Below are 17,333 nucleotides of genomic sequence, written 5' to 3' on the forward strand. Positions count from 1 at the left end.
TCAACCTTCTACAATATCTTCAATCAGCTGCTGGACGCTGTCCCGATGCCTGAGCAATGGCTCTACCGAGCATAGCGCGTTGACCACGTCATTTCCCGACATCCCAGTCGAGAGAAGGGTGCGGACGGCCTGCTCAACCGATTCAGCGATCTCCGCGAACTCCGCGGGATCTGCCTCCACGCTTTCGGCTGCACCGAGCATGTCAGCGTGCAGTGCCCCGACAGGCAACCCGGCACCAAGAAGTGTGATGCACGTCCGGAATCCGTGTTGGAACTCCTCGGGTAGAGACGCCATGAACCCAGCGATCGCCGGGTGCTCCCCATTCGGTCGGTAGATGATGGCGCCGTCCTTCTGAAACCTGCTCCATAGAGGAAGGTTCGCCTGGTCGACCAACTTGCGGCCGCGTCGCTGATAGGTCCGTTTGGAAGTGCCCTGCATCCGCTCCACGATCTTTCGCAGGCGCTCACGAACTATCGGTGGCATCTGCGCCGAGGCCTTGCGGACATCGATCTTCCAGTCGGCATCCATAGTGTTGGGGATGTCGACCCGGACGCGCGACAGCTTCGTCAGCTCGGTTGCTCGGGCAAGGCCGAGCCACCCGCCCGCGATGATCAACCGACGCTCGCGGTAGATATAGAACCCCTGCGACCGAAGGTGCCCCTCCGGCCCCCCTACCTCATCCCATTCGGCCTTCGACATCCGGCTATGATGTGGAAGGGTGAAGGTTTGCGTGACCACCGTCCCATTCGCCAGTGGGAGCAACTCCTCGTCGTCGACCTGGGTCGCCTTGTTGGCGGAAGCGAAGGGATCGATCGGTGATAGCTTGCGATCATTTAGCGTAAGCCTAAGCTCGGGTCGCGTTCCCTCCATGTAGCGATGGAAGCAGAGCCGGAGGTGCTTTTCCGCCTCAGTCAGCGCCGCATTGATCTCGGCTGAGCGCTTCGCTCCATCATGACGGTAGCTCGAAGCGAGTCGATCAAGTTTGCGCCAGATGACCACAGTCCCCGTCTCTCCAAGACGGTCGATGCCGGGGATATCTGACGAATACCCCTCCAACAGGACTTCCCACCGGTTTGTCCGTGAAACCTCATCCAAATCCCAAGTGGCCACGGAGGTCACACCATCTTTTCGCGTCGCCACTGTGAGCTGGCGGCACTGCGAAAAGCTCGCGCTCTTGAGGCCCAAGCCGAACCTGCCAAGGTCATGGCCCTCTCGGGCGTCGAGCGGGTTCCTTGAACCGGGGCGCATCGCCTCGATCAAATCGATCTCTGACATGCCCGACCCATCATCGACGATGGCGATCCAGGGAGCATCCGAGATGGTGTCAGCGAGGATCTGGACCAGACCTGCTCCGGCAGTGATCGAATTGTCTATGACGTCCGCCATGGCTGTGGAAAGCGTATACCCAAAATCGCGCATGCCCTCGATCAGGGAGGCGGCATGCGGAGTGGCATCAGCGAGGCGGCGTTGGATCATTGAGCTTCTCGTTACTTCAATATGTTAGGTCAGCCAATTCAACGTCCGGCGTCAAGCTCGGCTCGACTTCGTCACAAAGGTCTTGGACCGGACTGCGACAACCCTGAGGCGATTTTGGGGACGGATGTTGAGGTAAAGTTCGGCGACCGAAACCACAATTCCGTGGGCAAGCTCAACACGGGACTCGGGCCGGCGATGAACCACGGTGTCAGGTGCGAGACTTGGCTGTGATTCTTGGTCTTGGTAGCAGACCTCGTCATGAAGAAGCCGACTTGCGCGATTAGGGCCTCAGACGCATTCCGACGATCGACCCCGCTCTGCTGCCGTTTCCCGCTTTTTGGGACAAGGCACGGAGCTGGCTGACGACCACGCCGGCATGAGATCAAGATGGCCTTCAGGTAGACTGTCGAGGGTCTTGCTCGAGGGGCCGACAATAGTAGGTGCTGGTGCCGAGCCTTCCACTTCTCAACACAGGTCGACTTTGCGCCCCTCTCACTCAATGGTCTTTTTCCCCGCTCGAGAACGAAGACGTTGTTCGTGACGCTCGACTTGCTTTGGTTTTTGGCTGATGGCGTCTCAGTAACTCCACCACACGAACCGGACAGATGACCAAGAAGATCCAGCAGCGCGACAACAACTACTACCTCGACCGGCTGCGGTCGGACCACCCCGCCATCTACGCCGACCTGCGGACCGGGAAGTTCAAAAACTCATCCGAGGCATTCGTCGCAGCTGGCTTACGCAGACGGAAATCACCGCTCGATCAATTGAGATCCGCCTGGTCGAAGGCTTCGTCTGCCGAGCAGTCTGCGTTCAAGGGCGAGATAGGCTGCACGGCATCGAAAGCGACCACGACAGTGTCAGTGGCACCGTCTGGTCTCGCGGTCAGCCAAGCGTCAGCCCCTGGCAACGCCCGTCTGGCGACAGGCAAGGTGCATCTTCCGCCGGCGCTTGAGGCCGAGGTGCGTCGGATCATTGCTCACCGTCGGCTGAAGAATGGCGATGTCATGCGGGAGATGGGGCTGAACGCACGCAACGCCTCGCTCGGCATGGCCCTGCAGCGAGGAACCTTGGTTCAGGATGAGCTGATTGTGGCGCTGGAGACTTGGGTGGCAGCACACGCGACGAAGTGAAGGCACCGTGCTGCAGTCCGTGTCTCGACGGTCGATCCCAGGATGCTGCCGTTCCCCGTGGCCCGGAACTACATCAGAGTTTCGGGAGGGGTAGAATTCTACTGGCCAGGCCGAGCGCCGAAATGATGACCGAGCGCCTAGAACGCCCCGTATCCCGGGATCGCCTGGAGTTCCGCCTGAATCCGCTCCTCGTCAGTCATGACAACCGGTGCGAGGTCGGCGAGCGTCGGCGTCTCCACGCTAGAAGCTACCGGACCAAGTTGATCGGCCGCGATCGGTTCAGAGGGCGGTCGAGGCATATCCCCAGCTGAAGACAGGCCCAAGGAAGGATCACCCTCGTTGTCGATCTCCTCGATCATCTGAAGAACCCCTTCGGCCTTCTTGCGAACCTTCCTGACGCTGTTCTCAGTCCAGGCCAGCCCCCAGCCGGTCAGGACGCGATTTCTGTTGAGAAGATCGGCGAGCGCCCTGTGCGAGAGATCACGGTAGGCACGGTCACGCTGAAGGATGGCGACGACCTGCATCACGATGCTGTCGGCTTTGTCACCGCGAACTTTCCCAGACTTCAAGGCACCCTTCTGTCGGCCACCGGCATCCGAGAACACCATGCCTTGGGCTTGCTTCTTCTTGAGCGCCGCTGAGGTGCCTTTCCTGATCGCGCGAACAGCATCTTCACCCCGCTGGATGGCGCGGAGAAGAGCAGGTGACTTCAAGAACCGTCCGACGCGAGCCGAGAAGACGGGGACATCAAGCGTCTTCAGAAACTCGCGCGCAGCGTCCACGTTCCTGAAGAGACGGGTCGGTTCAGGGATGACAAGAACAGCATCTTCGGCTTGCGCGTGCCTAACGGCGGTAGAGAGATCCCCACGGCGCGTGGCGCCATGTGGATCCGCCCCCGATGCCACGTCAGCATAGATGCTGATCAGGGTGAAGTCACGGCGTTCGCAGGCCTTCCTGATCCTCTCCGTCTGCTTCCGATGATCTACGTCATCAAGGGCTTGCTTCTCTGTCGAGAGGCGGACGTATCCCACCGCTTTGATGGGCTTCTCTTTGCTAATGGTCATGACTTCGTTGATGTGTTCCAGGGGTGGTCATTTGGTGCCGGTTTCGCCAGCGAGCGAGTCTCGGCCTTTTGCTATCCGACGTATTTTCGGCCATTAGCATAATGCGCAATTCTCGACGCAGACGCAAGGGTATGCGGCCTTCGACTCCGGATCTCGTCCCCCCGTCGACCCGTGGATCGTGGAGCACCTTTGCGGCGCCCCGCCACCGTAGAGTGATTGCAGTCAGGCCTGCTTCGCTTCAAGCTGGCGGGTCCTCAGGTCTGGTCGCTCCCCGGGATCGTCGCCAAGCCCTGGACCGTGTTCACTTCCAGCGCTGGGGACGGTTCTGGCCAGCTCGTTGGTCGGGGGGTGGCGGACTGGGCCGAACCTCCACCCGACGGCAGAACCGCAGGCACCTGGCACTCTTCTACTCCGACGTTGCACTTCGAAAGCAAGGAGCATCGACACTGGCGAACAATGTCACCCTGCAACCACCACGCCATGCTCGATAGGGCGACCGCTGAGACGCATCCGCATCTCTTCAGGTGCCCGAGGTGCGCCGGAACAGAGGCGGCCTCCAGCGGTCGCCCTGGACTCAGCATACGCGCCGGGTCCGCAGACCCATTTCGTCGTCGTTCGCAATTGTCCAGGCTGGCATGCTCGTGCTCCACGACTTTGGATCTAGCTAGATAGCTGCGTGGCTTCTTAGCTGACCGGCTGCTCGGTCAGCGGGTTGGTCGTGCTGAACGCCCCAGGAAAGACGGGCCGGTGCGTGCTGTTGGGTTCTTGGACGTCCAGCTAGCGGAGACGGTCTGGGACACCTGGGAGAGCTTGCTTGGCGGGCACATCTGGTTCCGAGCCGGAGACGCAACTTCGGTCTGGGATGACCTCATCCCGATCCGTCTCTCCTATATACTATATGCTACTTTTTGTCTGTTACTTGCTATTCTACTGGAGAGACGGATCGGGATGGGTTTCCTCCGGCGCGGTCGTCTACCTCATCCACGCTTGTAGAACTCCGGTCGTCTCCTCCTGCTGGAGCTGCTGTTCTGACCATGCGACGTGCGGACAACGAAGCATTCATTGCGGTCCGAGCTTGACACATCGATGCCGTCGGGTGGCGGTCACATCATCAAAGACCGCCATCATGAGACGTCCAGGGCGGGGATTAGCCTTTCAGGTATCTGGTCCCCAGATCGAGCATCAATTCAAGGGACGTCAGTTACTCCGGGCTATGCCGGATTCTCGTTCAGGCTTTCGAGTGCCTTCCGGTCAAATCCCTTCACCAGCAACCAAAGCCCCAGCAACAGTTCCCAGAAGAACTCAGGCACAGTGGCGATGATCTGAGCGGTAGAGCCCGCCTCGATCCAGCCCATGACAACGCCAGCGCCTGCGACAAGTAGGGCCGGTCCACCGATCAGGCCAAGTAAGGACAGCGCCCTTGGCACAAGCCGGTTCTTCCACATCAGATAGCCCAGCAACAGCCCGTTGCCGACCCCGACAACAACACCCGGGCCAAGACGGAACGTCCAGTCGTGCAGTGCGACAAGGGTCTGCCCGCTGGCGACCAGGGCGGCCGGATCCGCATCACCGGCGTTTGTCCGCAGGGTATTGAGCGCCATCAGGGCTACGATCCCAATTGCAATGAACCCACTTTCAACGAGCCGGGCAGCCACATAGCCCAAGGACAGCATCTCACTCTGTTTGCGCAGCACGGGGTAAACGGTCAACGCTGTGCCGACATTTGCAGTGATCAGCATCAGTTCCAGCAGGGCGCCGACGGAAATGCCGGTATCGAAACCTTCGCCAAGAATGAAAGCCGGGTCGGTCAGCGCCGGGACATAGAAGGTCAGCACTGGTGGGATGGATGTTGCATACGTGATCAGGAACAGCAGACCGGTCAGTCGCGCAAGGCGCTGCTCCCCGGACGCTGCACTCGAAACAGGTTCGGAGATTGCGGAACTGCCCGGGGCGACCGCAGAAGCAGAATGCGTCATAGTCATGGATACCTCGCATCGGTTGGGGAATGTCCGCCATCCTGCGCCTTGTTCGACTATTGCGGAACGCGCCGCGTCTGCACGTTATCCATGCATCAGACGCCATGCACGCTGGCTTGGTTCATGGCCTTCCGCCCGATCGCTCGGCACAGACACTGCGGATACATCCCCGCAACCACCGATGTGCGGCGTCGCCATCCATCCTTGGATGCCACAGCATGGAAATCGTGAAGGGCACCACTTCAAACGGAAGGTCGAAACTGTGCAGGCCATCTCGCAGACCCTCGGTGTGGCGCTCCGGCACGGTAGCAACGAGATCGGTCTTGCGGGCCAGTGCCAGCGCCGTCGAGAAGCCGCTGACAACCGTGGCGACCCTTCGTTTCATGCCGGCGGAGAGCGCCGCCTCGTCAATCTCATCGCTGCGCAAGCCACGGCGCAGGACGAGGATATGGCCAAGGCCGCCATATTTGGCCGTGAAATCTGCGCCTTGGACCAGGGCGTGACCAGCACGGACCACCCCGATCCACCGGTCTCTAAACAATGGAACGACGCGCAGTTCCGGGGCGGTGCCTTCGTCGAGCACGCCGGTCTCCACGTCGACCTCGCCCGCACGCAACGGCGTGCTGTCCTTGTCCGGCTTTGTGAGGAACTGCAGGGTCACGCCCGGGGCTTGCGCGGCAATCTCGGACAACAGCCGTGGCCCGAATGTCTCGGCAAAGCCTTCGCTGCTGCGCAAGGTGAACCGACGGGGCAGCCGTGACAGGTCGAGCGCTTCGGCCGGACGCAACACCGTCTTCGCCCCCTCGACCAAAGGCCCGACCTGGCTGCGTAGCTCGATCGCCCGTGGAGTAGGAACAAGGTTGCGGCCCGCCCGCACGAGAAGTGGATCGCCCGTCACCTCGCGCAGCCTCGCCAGGGCCCGGCTCATCGCCGAAGGGCTGAGCCGCAGTCGCCGCGCCGCCCCTGCCACGCTGCCTTCGGACAACAGCACGTCAAGAGTGACCAGCAGGTTCAAGTCGGGCATCCCGAGCCTCAAAAGCATGGCGTCAAACGCAAGTATAACATGAGAACGGTGCGCCTTATGCAGTGATTTGTTGGGGTCTATGTGTCCTTCCACAACAGAAAAGGAGATCACGATGTCACCCCGCTTAGCCCCAGTCCTGTTTGGTTTCATCTTGTCGGCCCTCATGTCCCTCATCGTGTCCGGTGTTGCGACAATGCGGAATGCCGGCCTTGTCGACGGCTTCCTCGGCCTCTGGATCAGTGCCTGGCTTCTGTCATGGCTCATCGCCTTCCCGACTGTCCTGATCGTGGCGCCGGTGGCTCGTCGACTTGTCGGCAAGCTGGTCAAAACCCCATCCGCTCAGGTGCGGTGATGACGGAAGCCGCACCTTTGAAAGAGGAGCGCTATTGGCCGCGCCTCGCGGCGCTGTCGCTGGCGATGCTGCTTCCCTCCCTTGGCATCAGCATCGTCAATGTCGCCTTGCCGACCTTGGCTACGTCACTTGAGGCGACCATGGCCGAGGTGCAGTGGGTGGTGATCGGATATCTTCTGGCTGTCACCAGCCTGATCGTCAGCGCAGGACGACTGGGCGATATCATCGGGCGCAGGCTTTTGTTGCTGATCGGGATCGGACTTTTCGCTGTGGCGTCAACTGCGGCTGCTATTGCGCCCAGCCTTTGGATGCTGGTGGTGTCCCGTGCGGTTCAGGGCGCCGGAGCTGCCATCATGATGTCACTGACGATCGCCATGGTCGGCGACCTCGTGCCAAAGCACCGCACCGGAAGTGCGATGGGCCTCCTCGGCACAGTTTCGGCAGTGGGAACGGCACTTGGCCCTTCGCTGGGTGGCGCAATGATCGCCTTGCTCGGGTGGCCTGCAGTCTTTGCCTTCCTCGCGATCATGGGAGTCCTGGCGTTGCTGGTCGGCCGTGCCCTGTTTCCAAGGGATCTGGCGCCTTCGCAGAAACCATCAGGATTCGATGGCACAGGCACAGTTCTGCTGGTGCTGGCGCTCCTTGCGGCAATGATCGCGCTGACCTTTGGGGCCCGACTGTCAACCCTCGGACTTTCAGCGGTTGCCGCCGTTGCGTGTATTGGGTTTGCCGCCTTGATTTGGCATATTGCGCGGACGCCAGTCCCACTTGTTCGGCTCGACCTTCTGCGCGATGGCGGGCTGAGGTCTGGTCTGGTTTCCCTTATGCTCGTATCATCCATCGTGATGGCAACCCTGGTCGTGGGCCCGTTCTATCTGTCCGGAAGCTTGGGTCTCGGGTCCTTCAAGACCGGCCTTGTAATGTCAGTCGGACCAATCGTCGCCGCTCTCGCCGGGGCTCCGGCAGGTCGGCTGGTGGATCGCATCGGAACCTTTCCGGTAACGTCCGGAGGTCTTGTTGCCGTGATTGCCGGCTCGGTTCTGATGACCGCTCTGCCATCATCCTTGGGGGTTGGCGGCTACCTGAGCGGCCTTGTCGTCATCACCTTCGGATACGCCCTGTTCCAGGCTGCTAACACGACGGCTGTCATGCAACGAGCCACAAGTGACCGTCGGGGTGTAACATCGGCGTTGCTGGGCCTGTCCCGCAACCTGGGCCTCATTTCAGGCGCTTCCGCAATGGGGACGGTCTATGCCTTCGGTCCTAACATCGCGCAGAATCTTGGCATCCCAATGGGCAATCAGGCAGGGCTGACAGCCACCTTCATCGTTGCCACAGTCCTTGCCGGGACCGCCATCGGCATCACCGTAAAGCATCGATACAAGCGCTGAACTCCGTCGTTTGTCCAGGGCCCCGAAGCAAGAAGCAGCTTGTTGCCCGTCCCTCTACCCAGCAAAATCTGGACGGTTGGATGGGCGGCACTCTCTGCGGACTGCTTCATATCACGGGGACAACCTGCTCCACATGAATCCTGTTTGAAGAAATTCTGGGTTGCCGTAGCATTTTCCGATGGAAGCGGCAGGCATTGGCAGGGTCTTGTTCTGGGAAGGCGGCAGCCTTTGGCTGGCGCTGATCACCGGAACCATGGGCTGGCATGAGCATCATGCCATCCAGCTTTGCCTGCCGATCCAAGGGACGGCGCAGTTCAAGACGGATCCGGAAGGCGATTGGATCACCTGCGAAGGAGCGGTGATCGCGCCGGATGTGCCTCATGTGTTTCATGCCCCCGGCAGCGTGGCTGCAAACATCCTTTTCGAGCCGGAGTCCGCTGTGGGCCGGGGCGTTCTGGCGCGGTTTGGCCGGTCCGGTCTTCATCTCCTGCCAGCATCAGAGGCCCGGGCGCTCGCCCGGCCGATTGGCCGGGCCTATTTCGCTGGCACCGATGACGCGTCGATGATTGCGCTCGCCAAGCAGGCGGTGACAAGCTTCTCGGGTGTCGATGCGCAAAGGGACGTCGCCGATGTTCGTGTCTTGCGAACCATTTCCGAGATCCGGGCGCATCTGGACGAGCCTGTGACTTTGCCCGCGCTGGCGCGCAAGATCGGTCTGTCACCGGGACGGCTGCGCCATCTGTTTGTGGCCGAGACCGGAGTGTCCTTCCGCCGCTACCTTCTGTGGGAACGGCTGAACCGGGCCCTGTCCATTGGTTTTGGCGGAACATCCTGGACCGAGGCGGCTTACGCGGCGAACTTCGCCGATTCCGCCCATCTGTCCCGCACCTGCCAGCGGATGTTCGGCCTTGCGCCGACACGGGCAAGGATCGAATCCCCCCAGTCCCACGCCGCTCTGACGGCCTGAAAACAAGATTAGCCCCTTCGTTCAAGCGATGCCCGCGACACCGGCGTAAGTCTCTGGCTATCGCAAACGAATGGAGCCCTACATGTCAAACCTCATCACCCGTCGGCGCCTCTTCTGGTCGGTGCCGGTTGCCCTTCTTGCAGTTGGTGGCATTGCCGTCGCGAAAATGATGCAGCCCCCGCCGGCCGACCTTGACCTGTCGCTAGCGAAGTCCACCGACCAAGGGCTTTACACGGTATCGGTCGAACCGGGCCTGTCGCCCATCTCTGTCGGAACCATGCATGGCTGGGTGGTCCAGATTAGCACCCGGGACAGCAAACCGGTCGATCACGCCAGGATCGCCGTTGATGGCGGGATGCCACAGCACGGTCATGGCTTGCCGACCGAACCGCAGGTCAGCGCCGATCTTGGCGAGGGTCGCTATCAGGTCGAGGGCATGAAGTTCAACATGCCCGGCTGGTGGGTGGTCAACCTGTCGGTCGATGGCCCCGACGGACCGGACACCGTCACCTTCAACCTTGTCCTGTAGGGGGGCAGACAATGCGCACCTCGACCGCCATCCTTTCGGCCCTAGCCATCGGATCGGCAGCGGCTGCCTACTGGACCCTGACCAAGCCGCAGACTTGGACCGAGGAAGAGACCAGGCTTGTCCTGTCGCTTGGGCTTGCAAGCCTGCCGCCGCTGCCCGCGGACCCGTCGAATGCCGTTGCCGATGGCCCGGATGCAGCGTCGCTTGGCAAGGCCCTGTTCTTCGACACCCGACTCAGCGCGAACGGCACGGTCTCCTGCGGAACCTGCCACCTGCCGGAGCGCCAGTTCCAGGACGATCTGCCGCGTGCAAAGGGTGTGGGTGAGACGGCGCGCCGGACGATGCCGATTGCAGGCACGGCCTACAGCCCCTGGCTGTTCTGGGACGGACGCAAGGACAGCCAATGGGCGCAGGCCCTTGGTCCGCTGGAAAGCGCGGTCGAGCATGGAACCGACAGGGCCTACATCGCGCATCTTATCGGGGTTCACTATGCCGATCAATACGCCGCGCTGTTCGGACCGTTGCCGACGCTTGACGCGGTGCCGGATCATGCAGGCCCTAACGGCTTTGGCACGGTGCTAGATGACTGGCTTGCGTTAGACGACATCCAGAAGGACGCGATCAACCGCGTATTTGCCAATGTGGGAAAGGCAATCGCCGCCTACGAACGCACGATTACGCCGCAGCCCTCGCGCTTTGACGCCTATGTCGACCGCCTTGCCGCGGGCGAGGACACCTCGGGGATTCTGAGTGGCCAAGAAGAAGACGGGCTGCGACTCTTTGTCGGGAAGGGCGAATGCACCAAGTGCCACAATGGTCCGCTCATGACCGACAACTTCTTCCACAACACCGGCGTCGCCGCCGTTCCCGGTCTGCCTGATGATGTTGGGAGAAGCTTGGCGGTTGATCAGGTCCTGGCCGATCCTTTCAACTGCTTGGGACCTTACAGCGACGCTGAACCAGGCGACTGCGCCGAGCTGAAGTTTCTGGGCAAGGCCGGGCACGAGATGATCAGGGCCTACAAGCCGCCATCGCTGCGCGGGGTTGCCAGCCGTCCGCCCTACATGCACGCCGGTCAGATCGCGACCCTGGGCGAAGTTCTGTTCCACTACAACACCGCGCCCGCCGCCCCGGACGGCCATAGCGAGCTTGCGCCGCTGAACCTGAACTCCGCCGAGCTTGCGGCCCTGGAGGCGTTCCTGGGTGCGCTTGATCCGATCGCAAAGGAAGTCCAGCGATGATCACCCGAACCGTCATCAAAGAGCACTTGGCGCTTGAGCGTCGGACCTTCACCGAATTGGCCGCAGGTTTCACCGCGATCGCCGTTGCCGGGGCCACGCTTTACAACCTCGGCTTCTTCGCCCCGATCGAATGGAGTCTGATTTCCCTGCTCACGGTCCAAGACCTGCTGATCGGGTCAGCCATTGGCGCGATCCCGATGGTGGTTTCGGCCGCCGTGGCTGTCGTCCTTGGCCGCCTGATCGTCCTTGCGCCGTCGAACAAGGCCACCGCCTTGGCTTTGGGTATCCCGGCTTTGGCGGTGACCAGTTTCGGCTTCTTCCACTTCTATTCTGGTCCCAGTCAGTCAACCCTTGGACACATGGCCTGCGGATACCTTGTGCTTGGATTGATCGCTGCAGGCGCAAATGCCTTGATCAACTGGCGACACACGGCGAACGTCTGGCTGGTGGTGTCGCTTCTCTATATCCCGACGGTCCTCGGGATGACCGACAGCGCCACCGCGACCGATCCGTCGCGCGCCATGTCGGAAATCGAAACCGACCGCGGCGTGATCCAGGGTCGGATTGTGCGGGTGACCTCCGCCTATGTGCTGATCGCGCAAGACCGTGCCATCGTCACCATGCCGATGAACAAGGTGCGCGAGATCCGCTGGTTCTTCGTCGACTCCCCAGCGGCGGACTTCCTGGATGGAACGCCGCTGTCTGCCGATCAAGCGTCAGAGGCGGACACGCCGGGTAAACCCCAGTCCTGATCGCTGCGCCCGTTGCACTCACACAAACGCGGGACTTAAATCCTGAGGTTTCCATATCGCCTTTCTGTCTGTCAGGTGCGGCTAGGTCTTTGCAACGCTCACTCAACCTTCCGAGCCGCGTCCAGCACCGAGAGGACTGCGTCGATCACGATCTCGGGCTGATCGATCTGCACCAGATGGGAACTGCCTTCCGCCACCACCAACCGCCCCTCGCGGCTCAACGCCGAAAGCTCCTCTTGCGCCTCGGCCCAGCCGGGGATGCTCGCCATGCTGTCTCCCGCCGCGATCACGACGAGCGGAATTTCTCCCAAGGAAACGCTGTTGAGCGCCGCGTCGTCCGTTGATCGCGCCAGCCCTTCGGCTGTGGTTGCCCGCAGCGATTGCGGCTGGGTCTGCAACAGCGCCATTTCCGTCGCAACGCCCGGCGGCAAGCTCGGCACGTCCGTCAAGATTGACCCAAGGAGCCGCACCAGCCCCAACTTGCGCGCTAGTGTGAGCAGGTTCGCTCGTCGTTTGAGGGCCACCGCGAAGGCCTCGGCCTCGTCCGGTGGCGTCGCTGCGTCGATCTTCTCGCTTCTCGTATCCACCAGAACCATGCCTGCCACAACGTCGGGATGGGCGGCGGCAAACAAGCGTGCGCTCTTGCCGGACAAAGAGTGCGCTACAAGGACGTAGGGGCCGGGGACACCGGCAGACTTCACAAGCCTCTGCAGTTCATCCGCTATCCGGGCGGGTGAGCGTAGCTCCGGCCCCGGATCGCTGTGACCCATGCCCGCGCGATCGTAGGCGCAGACCCGCGTGTCGGCCGCAAGCCTGGACTGGACCAGCACCCAGTCCCGCGACGTGCCGCCCAGCCCAGCGTCCAGAATGACAGCGGGGCTCCCCTGGCCCAGGCAAAGGAGATGCAGGCTATAGCCGCCGATATCCACACGCTGTCCCGGCACCGGATAGCGCACAGCATCACCGGATGCCGCGAGCATTTCATACCCCGCGCCAGCAGAGGATAGGGCCGCAACGGCAAGGGTTGTGCCCTTCAATATCCGAAGCATTCCGCACCACCGACGCTTGCGCCTGGGAAAGTCGACGGGGCTTCCGACCCTACTCATCAACCCACCACCCGGAGCACGACACTGCCGCGCTTGCGGCCGGTATCGACATAGGCATGGGCCTTGGCTGCATCCTCCAGAGGATAGACGCGGTCAATCACCGGCTTCAGCTCACCCTTCGCGGCGAGGTCAGCAATGGTGCGAAGATCTTCGGGCGTGGGTGCGGCAACTCCGGTGATCACGCGCTTTCCGCTTTTCCGTGACGGTTTGCCCAACCCAAGCCACTGCCCCAACGATCCTTGGACGGCGACCAGTCGCCCCCCGGGCTTGAGCGACATCTCGCACCTCTTGAACGGAACGGTTCCCGCTGTATCAAGGATGATGTCCCAGCTGTCTCCGGTCGTCGCGAAATCCACCTTGGTGTAGTCGATAGCCCGATCTGCCCCGATCGACTGGACCAGGGCGACATTCCCCGTGCTTGTGACCCCAGTCACGACCGCGCCGAAATGCTTGGCGATCTGAATGGCCGCGGTCCCGACGGCACCCGAAGCGCCGACCACCAGCACATGATCCCCGCGCCTGATCCGCGCCTGGTCGCGCAGGAAGGGCAGCGCATTCATTGCACCGAACGACAGCGACGCGGCCTCTTCGAAGCTGAGATTTTCAGGCTTTAGCGCGGTCATTCCGTCTTCTGCGATTGCACGGTATTCGGCATGGCAACCGAAACGACCGCCCGTAAATGCAATCACCTCGTCCCCCACCCGAAAGCGCGACACCGCGGGACCGATGGCGTCGATGATCCCCGCCAGCTCGGTTCCGAGGATCGGCTGGCGCGGGCGAAGCAGTCCGAACACCAGGCGTCCAAACAGACTGAAGCCCCCTGGCATGCTCAGGCTCCGTGCCCGCCAGTCGGCAGAGGTCACGGTCGTGGCGAGAATGCGGATCAAGACCTCGTTTGGCTTGAGAGTTGGCTTCGGCACGTTGGCGAGTGTCACGACATCGGGGCCGCCATACCTGCGATAGGTCATCGCCTTCATTTCGCTCTCCGTGATCTGGGCCCGTCGCCCGTCTGGGGCATGGGATGTGAAACGAGGCGAATGAATAGTCACGAAACTCAGTCCGGGCTTGAACGAAGCGGCTATTATTTGCCCGCAGCGCCGCGGGTCGCTGGGGACTTCCCCGGCGGGCCGTGTGAGGTGATCAAGGAAGAGTTGGCGTTCGGACTGGGATGATACGACAGTGTTTGCGATTCTCTGGCAGTGACGTAGGTTCTGGCGATCCACTCGTCGCTGTCATGAAGCCCCCCAAGACTGAGGAAGGCATGAACCAAAGCATGGTATCGGCCGAGGCACCCGGCACCATCTTGCTGTCGGATGAGGTCGTGGACTTCATCGGAAGCGGCGTAAGCATCATTGTCGGTGTGGTTGGTGCGGATGGACGGGCTCGGGGCGGGCGGGCGCTGGCATCGCGGGTTTTGGCGGGCGGCGCGATCCGCCTGATCTATCCCGCCGAGGGCAATTCCGCGATCAGCGACACGGCACAGTCGGGCGGGCCGATCGCCGTGACATTCAGCGCGCCGATGTCGCACCGGACGATCCAGCTGAAGGCAATGTCCACCAGGGCCGAGGAACCTGAAGCAGATGACTTGAAGAGCCTGACGCACCAGACCGATGCCTTCGCAGCTGTTCTTCGCACAATCGGTTATGCGCCATCGTTCGTCAGGGCGTTCTGCGCGCGCAGATCTCAAAGCTTCTGCGTGCTGAGCTTCTTGCCGAATGCGGCTTTTGAACAGACGCCGGGACCGGGTGCGGGGCGCAAACTGTGATGGAAATGTCTGGCAGGTCCGAAGACGACGCAACGCCGGTCCTGACGCTGGATGCCCTGCGCGATTGCTTTGAGGGTGCAGTGCCCGCTGTTCTGGCAACCGTCGATCCCGACGGCACTCCGAACGTGTCCTACATCAGCCAGATCCAATACGTCGATCCGGGCCGCGTGGCACTAAGCTACCAGTTCTTCAACAAGACGCGGCGCAACATCCTGTCGACCCGCACCGCCGCGGTCGAAGTTGTCGACCCTCTGACCACGGCGTTCTACCAGCTCGATCTCGACTTCGAAACCACCGAAGCCCAGGGGCCTCTGTTCGAAACGATGAAGGCAAAGCTGGCCGGCATCGCCTCGCATACCGGAATGGAGGGGGTGTTTCGGCTGATGGGTGCCGACATCTTTCGGGTCCGGGCGATCCGTCAGATGCTGCCGCCGGTGGTTCCGCGTCCCGTGCCGCAGATTGCCATGCTTCCCGCGCTGTGCCGCGTCCTTGCCGACATGGCGCGGGCTGGCACATTGGGCGAGCTCTACGACACCGCACTTGATGCCATCGCGCGTCATCTCGGGATCACCAATCTGATGATCCTCGTCCCCGACAATACCCGTGGGGCACTGGATGCGGTTGCAACATGGGGCTACGCGGCGTCGGGCATCGGGGCTGAGGTGCGGCTTGGTGATGGGGTCATCGGTGTGGCTGCGCGCGAAAGGGTGGCAATCCGGATTGACCACATGTCGACCGATTATCTTTACGGGACGGCGGTCCGCGACCGCGTTCGGGCCGAGGCGGGACCGGGCGCAGCCGAAAGCCGGGGTGTCGCCTTTCCGGGCCTGGTGCATCCGGAAAGCCAGATCGCGCTTCCGATCATATGGCAGGGCAGGTTGACCGGAGTGCTCTTCGCGGAAAGCCCACTGCCCTTGCGGTTTCGGCACGAAGAGGAAGACACTCTTTCCTGTATCGCTGCAGCGCTTGCTGCCCATGCAGCGGCGCTTGCGGCGGATGACGACCCTGCCGAAACACCCAAGACGCTCGGGGCTGGCAGCTTCGACACCACTCTGACGATGCGGCATTTCGCGGCCGATGACAGCGTCTTTGCGGACGGCGACTACGTGATCAAGGGCGTCGCAGGCGCGATCCTGTGGAAACTGGTGCGCGCCCATGTCGCGACCGGAACCTTTGAGTTTTCCAATAGGGAGCTTCGACTTTCGCCGGAACTGCGCTTGCCGACCCATGCCGAGAATCTGGAGGCACGGCTTGTCTTGCTGGAGCGCCGACTGCGGGAGAAGGCCCTGCCGATCCAGATGGAAAAGACCGGGCGCGGGCGCTTCCGGCTGGTGGTTCAGGCCAAGATCACCGTGCAGGAAGAGTGAGTCACGGGTCTATGTCCGCCCGGGTTTCCCCCGTTTAAGAAGCTTTTAAGGTTTCGCGAGGGAACACTTAGCGAGCATCCAGCATCCGCGCACAGTAGATGTGCACTCGTTCATCAGAACACCGTGATGCGGACGGCAAAGCGCCAGAGGGACTGACCCGGTTGGCGAGGAATGCTTCCGTTTCCAAAATCCAGAGCCGTTGAAAGGCGGACAAACACTGGCACGACCTGACACCCTTCGGGCTTCGGGCTGGCCCTGGATTTTGCGGTGATGGTGAGCCCGCATCCCGCTTTGGGCTGCGGCCGCAGGAAGCTGGCCGGCGCGGCATTGCCCGGCATGACGAATTGGAAAAGAAGGAACAGAACCATGTATATCGAAGATCTCCGCATTCAGGTCAGCGGCCATGTCATCGCTGAGGGAGAGGCGGGTTTCACCGCCGCGCGCGAGGGGTTTGTCTGGAACGGGCGCAAGCCTGAGGCGACCCCTCGCGTTATTGTCCAGGCGACGACTGTTGCCGACGTCCAGGCCGCCGTGCGCTATGCCGCGGCGAACGGCTATCAGGCTTCGGCCCGGTCCAGCGGGCACAACTGGTCGGGCATCGCCCTGCAGGACGGGGTTGCGATCGACCTCAGCGCTCTGAACACTGTCACCATTGACCGCCTGAAGCGCATCGCGGAAGTCGGGCCTGCGGCGAAGAACCTTGCCCTTGCCATCGCGCTGACCGCCGAAGGGCTGGCTTTTCCTGTCGGTCATTGTGGTGACGTGGCGATGGGTGGCTATCTGCTGGGCGGCGGCTTTGGCTGGAACGAGGGCACCTGGGGCCCGGCCTGCCACCTGATCGAAAAGGCCGAGGTTGTGCTTGCCGATGGGAGCGTCGTGATGGTCAGCGCAAATGACCACTCCGACATCTTCTGGGCGCTGCGTGGCGCAGGTCCGCTCTTCTTCGGGATCGTCACGCGCTATTGGCTGCGCCTGATGCCGCTGCCCCCGGCGATGGCAGTGACAACCTGGACCTACCCTCTTGCACGGGTGGCCGAGGTGACGGCCAGCATGAAGCGGCTTGCAAATGTCCTGCCCAGCTTTGCCGAAGCCTCGCTGTCGTTTGCCGCGGCTCCGCCCGCAGCCGACATGGGTGACGCGAAATTCGCGACAGTGATCTTGACGGTCTATGGCGGCTCGATGACCGAAAT

General features: G+C 61.9%; 17 protein-coding genes and 1 pseudogene. 10 read left to right on the top strand and 8 right to left on the bottom strand.

Features of this window, described 5'->3' with window-relative positions; translation table 11 throughout:
- Positions 1 to 1,476, bottom strand: coding sequence for an ATP-binding protein (locus E8M84_RS11820; protein WP_137111391.1), 1,476 nt, complete (start codon positions 1,474 to 1,476; stop codon positions 1 to 3).
- Between the two features lie 605 nt (positions 1,477 to 2,081).
- Here E8M84_RS11820 and E8M84_RS11825 point away from each other — a divergent pair.
- A complete protein-coding gene (locus tag E8M84_RS11825) occupies positions 2,082 to 2,609 on the top strand; it encodes a hypothetical protein (RefSeq protein WP_137111392.1) in 528 nt (175 codons plus the stop codon).
- Between the two features lie 137 nt (positions 2,610 to 2,746).
- Here E8M84_RS11825 and E8M84_RS11830 read toward each other — a convergent pair whose 3' ends face one another.
- The 3 genes from E8M84_RS11830 to E8M84_RS11840 all read right to left on the bottom strand — a co-directional run bounded on the left by E8M84_RS11830 (position 2,747) and on the right by E8M84_RS11840 (position 6,673).
- Complete coding sequence (locus E8M84_RS11830) at positions 2,747 to 3,673, bottom strand: recombinase family protein (RefSeq protein ID WP_137111393.1); 927 nt, start codon at positions 3,671 to 3,673, stop codon at positions 2,747 to 2,749.
- A 1,211-nt stretch (positions 3,674 to 4,884) separates the two neighbouring features.
- On the bottom strand, positions 4,885 to 5,655 hold the full coding sequence (locus E8M84_RS11835) for a DUF4386 domain-containing protein (RefSeq protein ID WP_205914597.1): 771 nt from the start codon (positions 5,653 to 5,655) through the stop codon (positions 4,885 to 4,887).
- A gap of 115 nt (positions 5,656 to 5,770) precedes the next feature.
- Positions 5,771 to 6,673 carry a LysR family transcriptional regulator gene (locus E8M84_RS11840; protein ID WP_205914598.1) on the bottom strand — a complete coding sequence of 301 codons (903 nt, stop codon included), beginning with the start codon at positions 6,671 to 6,673 and terminating at the stop codon, positions 5,771 to 5,773.
- Between the two features lie 112 nt (positions 6,674 to 6,785).
- Here E8M84_RS11840 and E8M84_RS11845 point away from each other — a divergent pair, with 112 nt between their 5' ends.
- The 6 genes from E8M84_RS11845 to E8M84_RS11870 all read left to right on the top strand — a co-directional run bounded on the left by E8M84_RS11845 (position 6,786) and on the right by E8M84_RS11870 (position 11,905).
- Positions 6,786 to 7,025 carry a DUF2798 domain-containing protein gene (locus E8M84_RS11845; protein ID WP_137111394.1) on the top strand — a complete coding sequence of 80 codons (240 nt, stop codon included), beginning with the start codon at positions 6,786 to 6,788 and terminating at the stop codon, positions 7,023 to 7,025.
- A complete protein-coding gene (locus E8M84_RS11850) occupies positions 7,025 to 8,416 on the top strand; it encodes an MFS transporter (RefSeq protein WP_170971913.1) in 1,392 nt (463 codons plus the stop codon). The genes E8M84_RS11845 and E8M84_RS11850 overlap by 1 nt, the downstream gene beginning before the upstream one ends.
- Positions 8,417 to 8,594: 178 nt before the next feature.
- Positions 8,595 to 9,383 (top strand): AraC family transcriptional regulator, encoded by a 789-nt coding sequence (locus E8M84_RS11855; protein WP_137111396.1) that lies wholly within the window; start codon positions 8,595 to 8,597, stop codon positions 9,381 to 9,383.
- An 82-nt stretch (positions 9,384 to 9,465) separates the two neighbouring features.
- The gene (locus E8M84_RS11860; RefSeq protein ID WP_205914599.1) at positions 9,466 to 9,912 is read left to right on the top strand and encodes a FixH family protein; all 447 of its coding nucleotides are present in this window, start codon (positions 9,466 to 9,468) and stop codon (positions 9,910 to 9,912) included.
- An 11-nt stretch (positions 9,913 to 9,923) separates the two neighbouring features.
- On the top strand, positions 9,924 to 11,153 hold the full coding sequence (locus E8M84_RS11865; RefSeq protein ID WP_137111397.1) for a cytochrome-c peroxidase: 1,230 nt from the start codon (positions 9,924 to 9,926) through the stop codon (positions 11,151 to 11,153).
- Entirely contained in the window at positions 11,150 to 11,905 is a 756-nt protein-coding gene (locus E8M84_RS11870; protein WP_137111398.1) for a hypothetical protein, read from the top strand. Before E8M84_RS11865 ends, E8M84_RS11870 begins: the two co-directional genes overlap by 4 nt.
- A gap of 98 nt (positions 11,906 to 12,003) precedes the next feature.
- Here the strand turns inward: E8M84_RS11870 and E8M84_RS11875 are convergent, their stop codons facing one another.
- On the bottom strand, positions 12,004 to 12,885 hold the full coding sequence (locus E8M84_RS11875) for an alpha/beta fold hydrolase (protein ID WP_170971914.1): 882 nt from the start codon (positions 12,883 to 12,885) through the stop codon (positions 12,004 to 12,006).
- Positions 12,886 to 13,010: 125 nt separating this feature from the next.
- The gene (locus tag E8M84_RS11880) at positions 13,011 to 14,234 is read right to left on the bottom strand and encodes an NAD(P)-dependent alcohol dehydrogenase (protein ID WP_205914600.1); all 1,224 of its coding nucleotides are present in this window, start codon (positions 14,232 to 14,234) and stop codon (positions 13,011 to 13,013) included.
- An 11-nt stretch (positions 14,235 to 14,245) separates the two neighbouring features.
- Between E8M84_RS11880 and E8M84_RS11885 the strand changes: the two genes are divergently transcribed.
- Positions 14,246 to 14,776: a hypothetical protein gene (locus tag E8M84_RS11885; protein ID WP_170971915.1), complete on the top strand. Its 531-nt coding sequence runs from the start codon at positions 14,246 to 14,248 to the stop codon at positions 14,774 to 14,776.
- Positions 14,776 to 16,143: a GAF domain-containing protein gene (locus tag E8M84_RS11890; RefSeq protein ID WP_205914601.1), complete on the top strand. Its 1,368-nt coding sequence runs from the start codon at positions 14,776 to 14,778 to the stop codon at positions 16,141 to 16,143. The genes E8M84_RS11885 and E8M84_RS11890 overlap by 1 nt, the downstream gene beginning before the upstream one ends.
- Before the next feature lie 113 nt (positions 16,144 to 16,256).
- Here the strand turns inward: E8M84_RS11890 and E8M84_RS21455 are convergent, their stop codons facing one another.
- Entirely contained in the window at positions 16,257 to 16,511 is a 255-nt protein-coding gene (locus E8M84_RS21455; protein WP_170971916.1) for a hypothetical protein, read from the bottom strand.
- Between E8M84_RS21455 and E8M84_RS21950 the strand changes: the two are divergent.
- Positions 16,510 to 17,016, top strand: a pseudogene (locus tag E8M84_RS21950) (FAD-dependent oxidoreductase); the annotation flags it as partial. The gene E8M84_RS21455 and the pseudogene E8M84_RS21950 sit on opposite strands and share 2 nt — an antisense overlap.
- A 79-nt stretch (positions 17,017 to 17,095) precedes the next feature.
- Here the strand turns inward: E8M84_RS21950 and E8M84_RS21955 are convergent.
- Complete coding sequence (locus E8M84_RS21955) at positions 17,096 to 17,209, bottom strand: hypothetical protein (RefSeq protein WP_394347421.1); 114 nt, start codon at positions 17,207 to 17,209, stop codon at positions 17,096 to 17,098.
- Positions 17,210 to 17,333 lie beyond the last annotated feature (124 nt).

The sequence above is a fragment of the Rhodobacter sp. SY28-1 genome, assembly GCF_005222785.1.
Classification (GTDB): Bacteria; Pseudomonadota; Alphaproteobacteria; order Rhodobacterales; family Rhodobacteraceae; genus Tabrizicola.

Coding starts and splice junctions, on each gene's coding strand:
- E8M84_RS11845 (WP_137111394.1), top strand. CDS start 6,786: ATGTCACCCCGCTTAGCCCCAGTCCTGTTTGGTTTCATCTTGTCGGCC.
- E8M84_RS11885 (WP_170971915.1), top strand. CDS start 14,246: ATGAAGCCCCCCAAGACTGAGGAAGGCATGAACCAAAGCATGGTATCG.
- E8M84_RS11875 (WP_170971914.1), bottom strand. CDS start 12,885: ATGCTCGCGGCATCCGGTGATGCTGTGCGCTATCCGGTGCCGGGACAG.
- E8M84_RS11840 (WP_205914598.1), bottom strand. CDS start 6,673: ATGCCCGACTTGAACCTGCTGGTCACTCTTGACGTGCTGTTGTCCGAA.
- E8M84_RS11890 (WP_205914601.1), top strand. CDS start 14,776: ATGGAAATGTCTGGCAGGTCCGAAGACGACGCAACGCCGGTCCTGACG.
- E8M84_RS11820 (WP_137111391.1), bottom strand. CDS start 1,476: ATGATCCAACGCCGCCTCGCTGATGCCACTCCGCATGCCGCCTCCCTG.
- E8M84_RS11825 (WP_137111392.1), top strand. CDS start 2,082: ATGACCAAGAAGATCCAGCAGCGCGACAACAACTACTACCTCGACCGG.
- E8M84_RS11835 (WP_205914597.1), bottom strand. CDS start 5,655: ATGACTATGACGCATTCTGCTTCTGCGGTCGCCCCGGGCAGTTCCGCA.
- E8M84_RS11855 (WP_137111396.1), top strand. CDS start 8,595: ATGGAAGCGGCAGGCATTGGCAGGGTCTTGTTCTGGGAAGGCGGCAGC.
- E8M84_RS11830 (WP_137111393.1), bottom strand. CDS start 3,673: ATGACCATTAGCAAAGAGAAGCCCATCAAAGCGGTGGGATACGTCCGC.
- E8M84_RS11870 (WP_137111398.1), top strand. CDS start 11,150: ATGATCACCCGAACCGTCATCAAAGAGCACTTGGCGCTTGAGCGTCGG.
- E8M84_RS11850 (WP_170971913.1), top strand. CDS start 7,025: ATGACGGAAGCCGCACCTTTGAAAGAGGAGCGCTATTGGCCGCGCCTC.
- E8M84_RS11860 (WP_205914599.1), top strand. CDS start 9,466: ATGTCAAACCTCATCACCCGTCGGCGCCTCTTCTGGTCGGTGCCGGTT.
- E8M84_RS21455 (WP_170971916.1), bottom strand. CDS start 16,511: ATGGTTCTGTTCCTTCTTTTCCAATTCGTCATGCCGGGCAATGCCGCG.
- E8M84_RS11865 (WP_137111397.1), top strand. CDS start 9,924: ATGCGCACCTCGACCGCCATCCTTTCGGCCCTAGCCATCGGATCGGCA.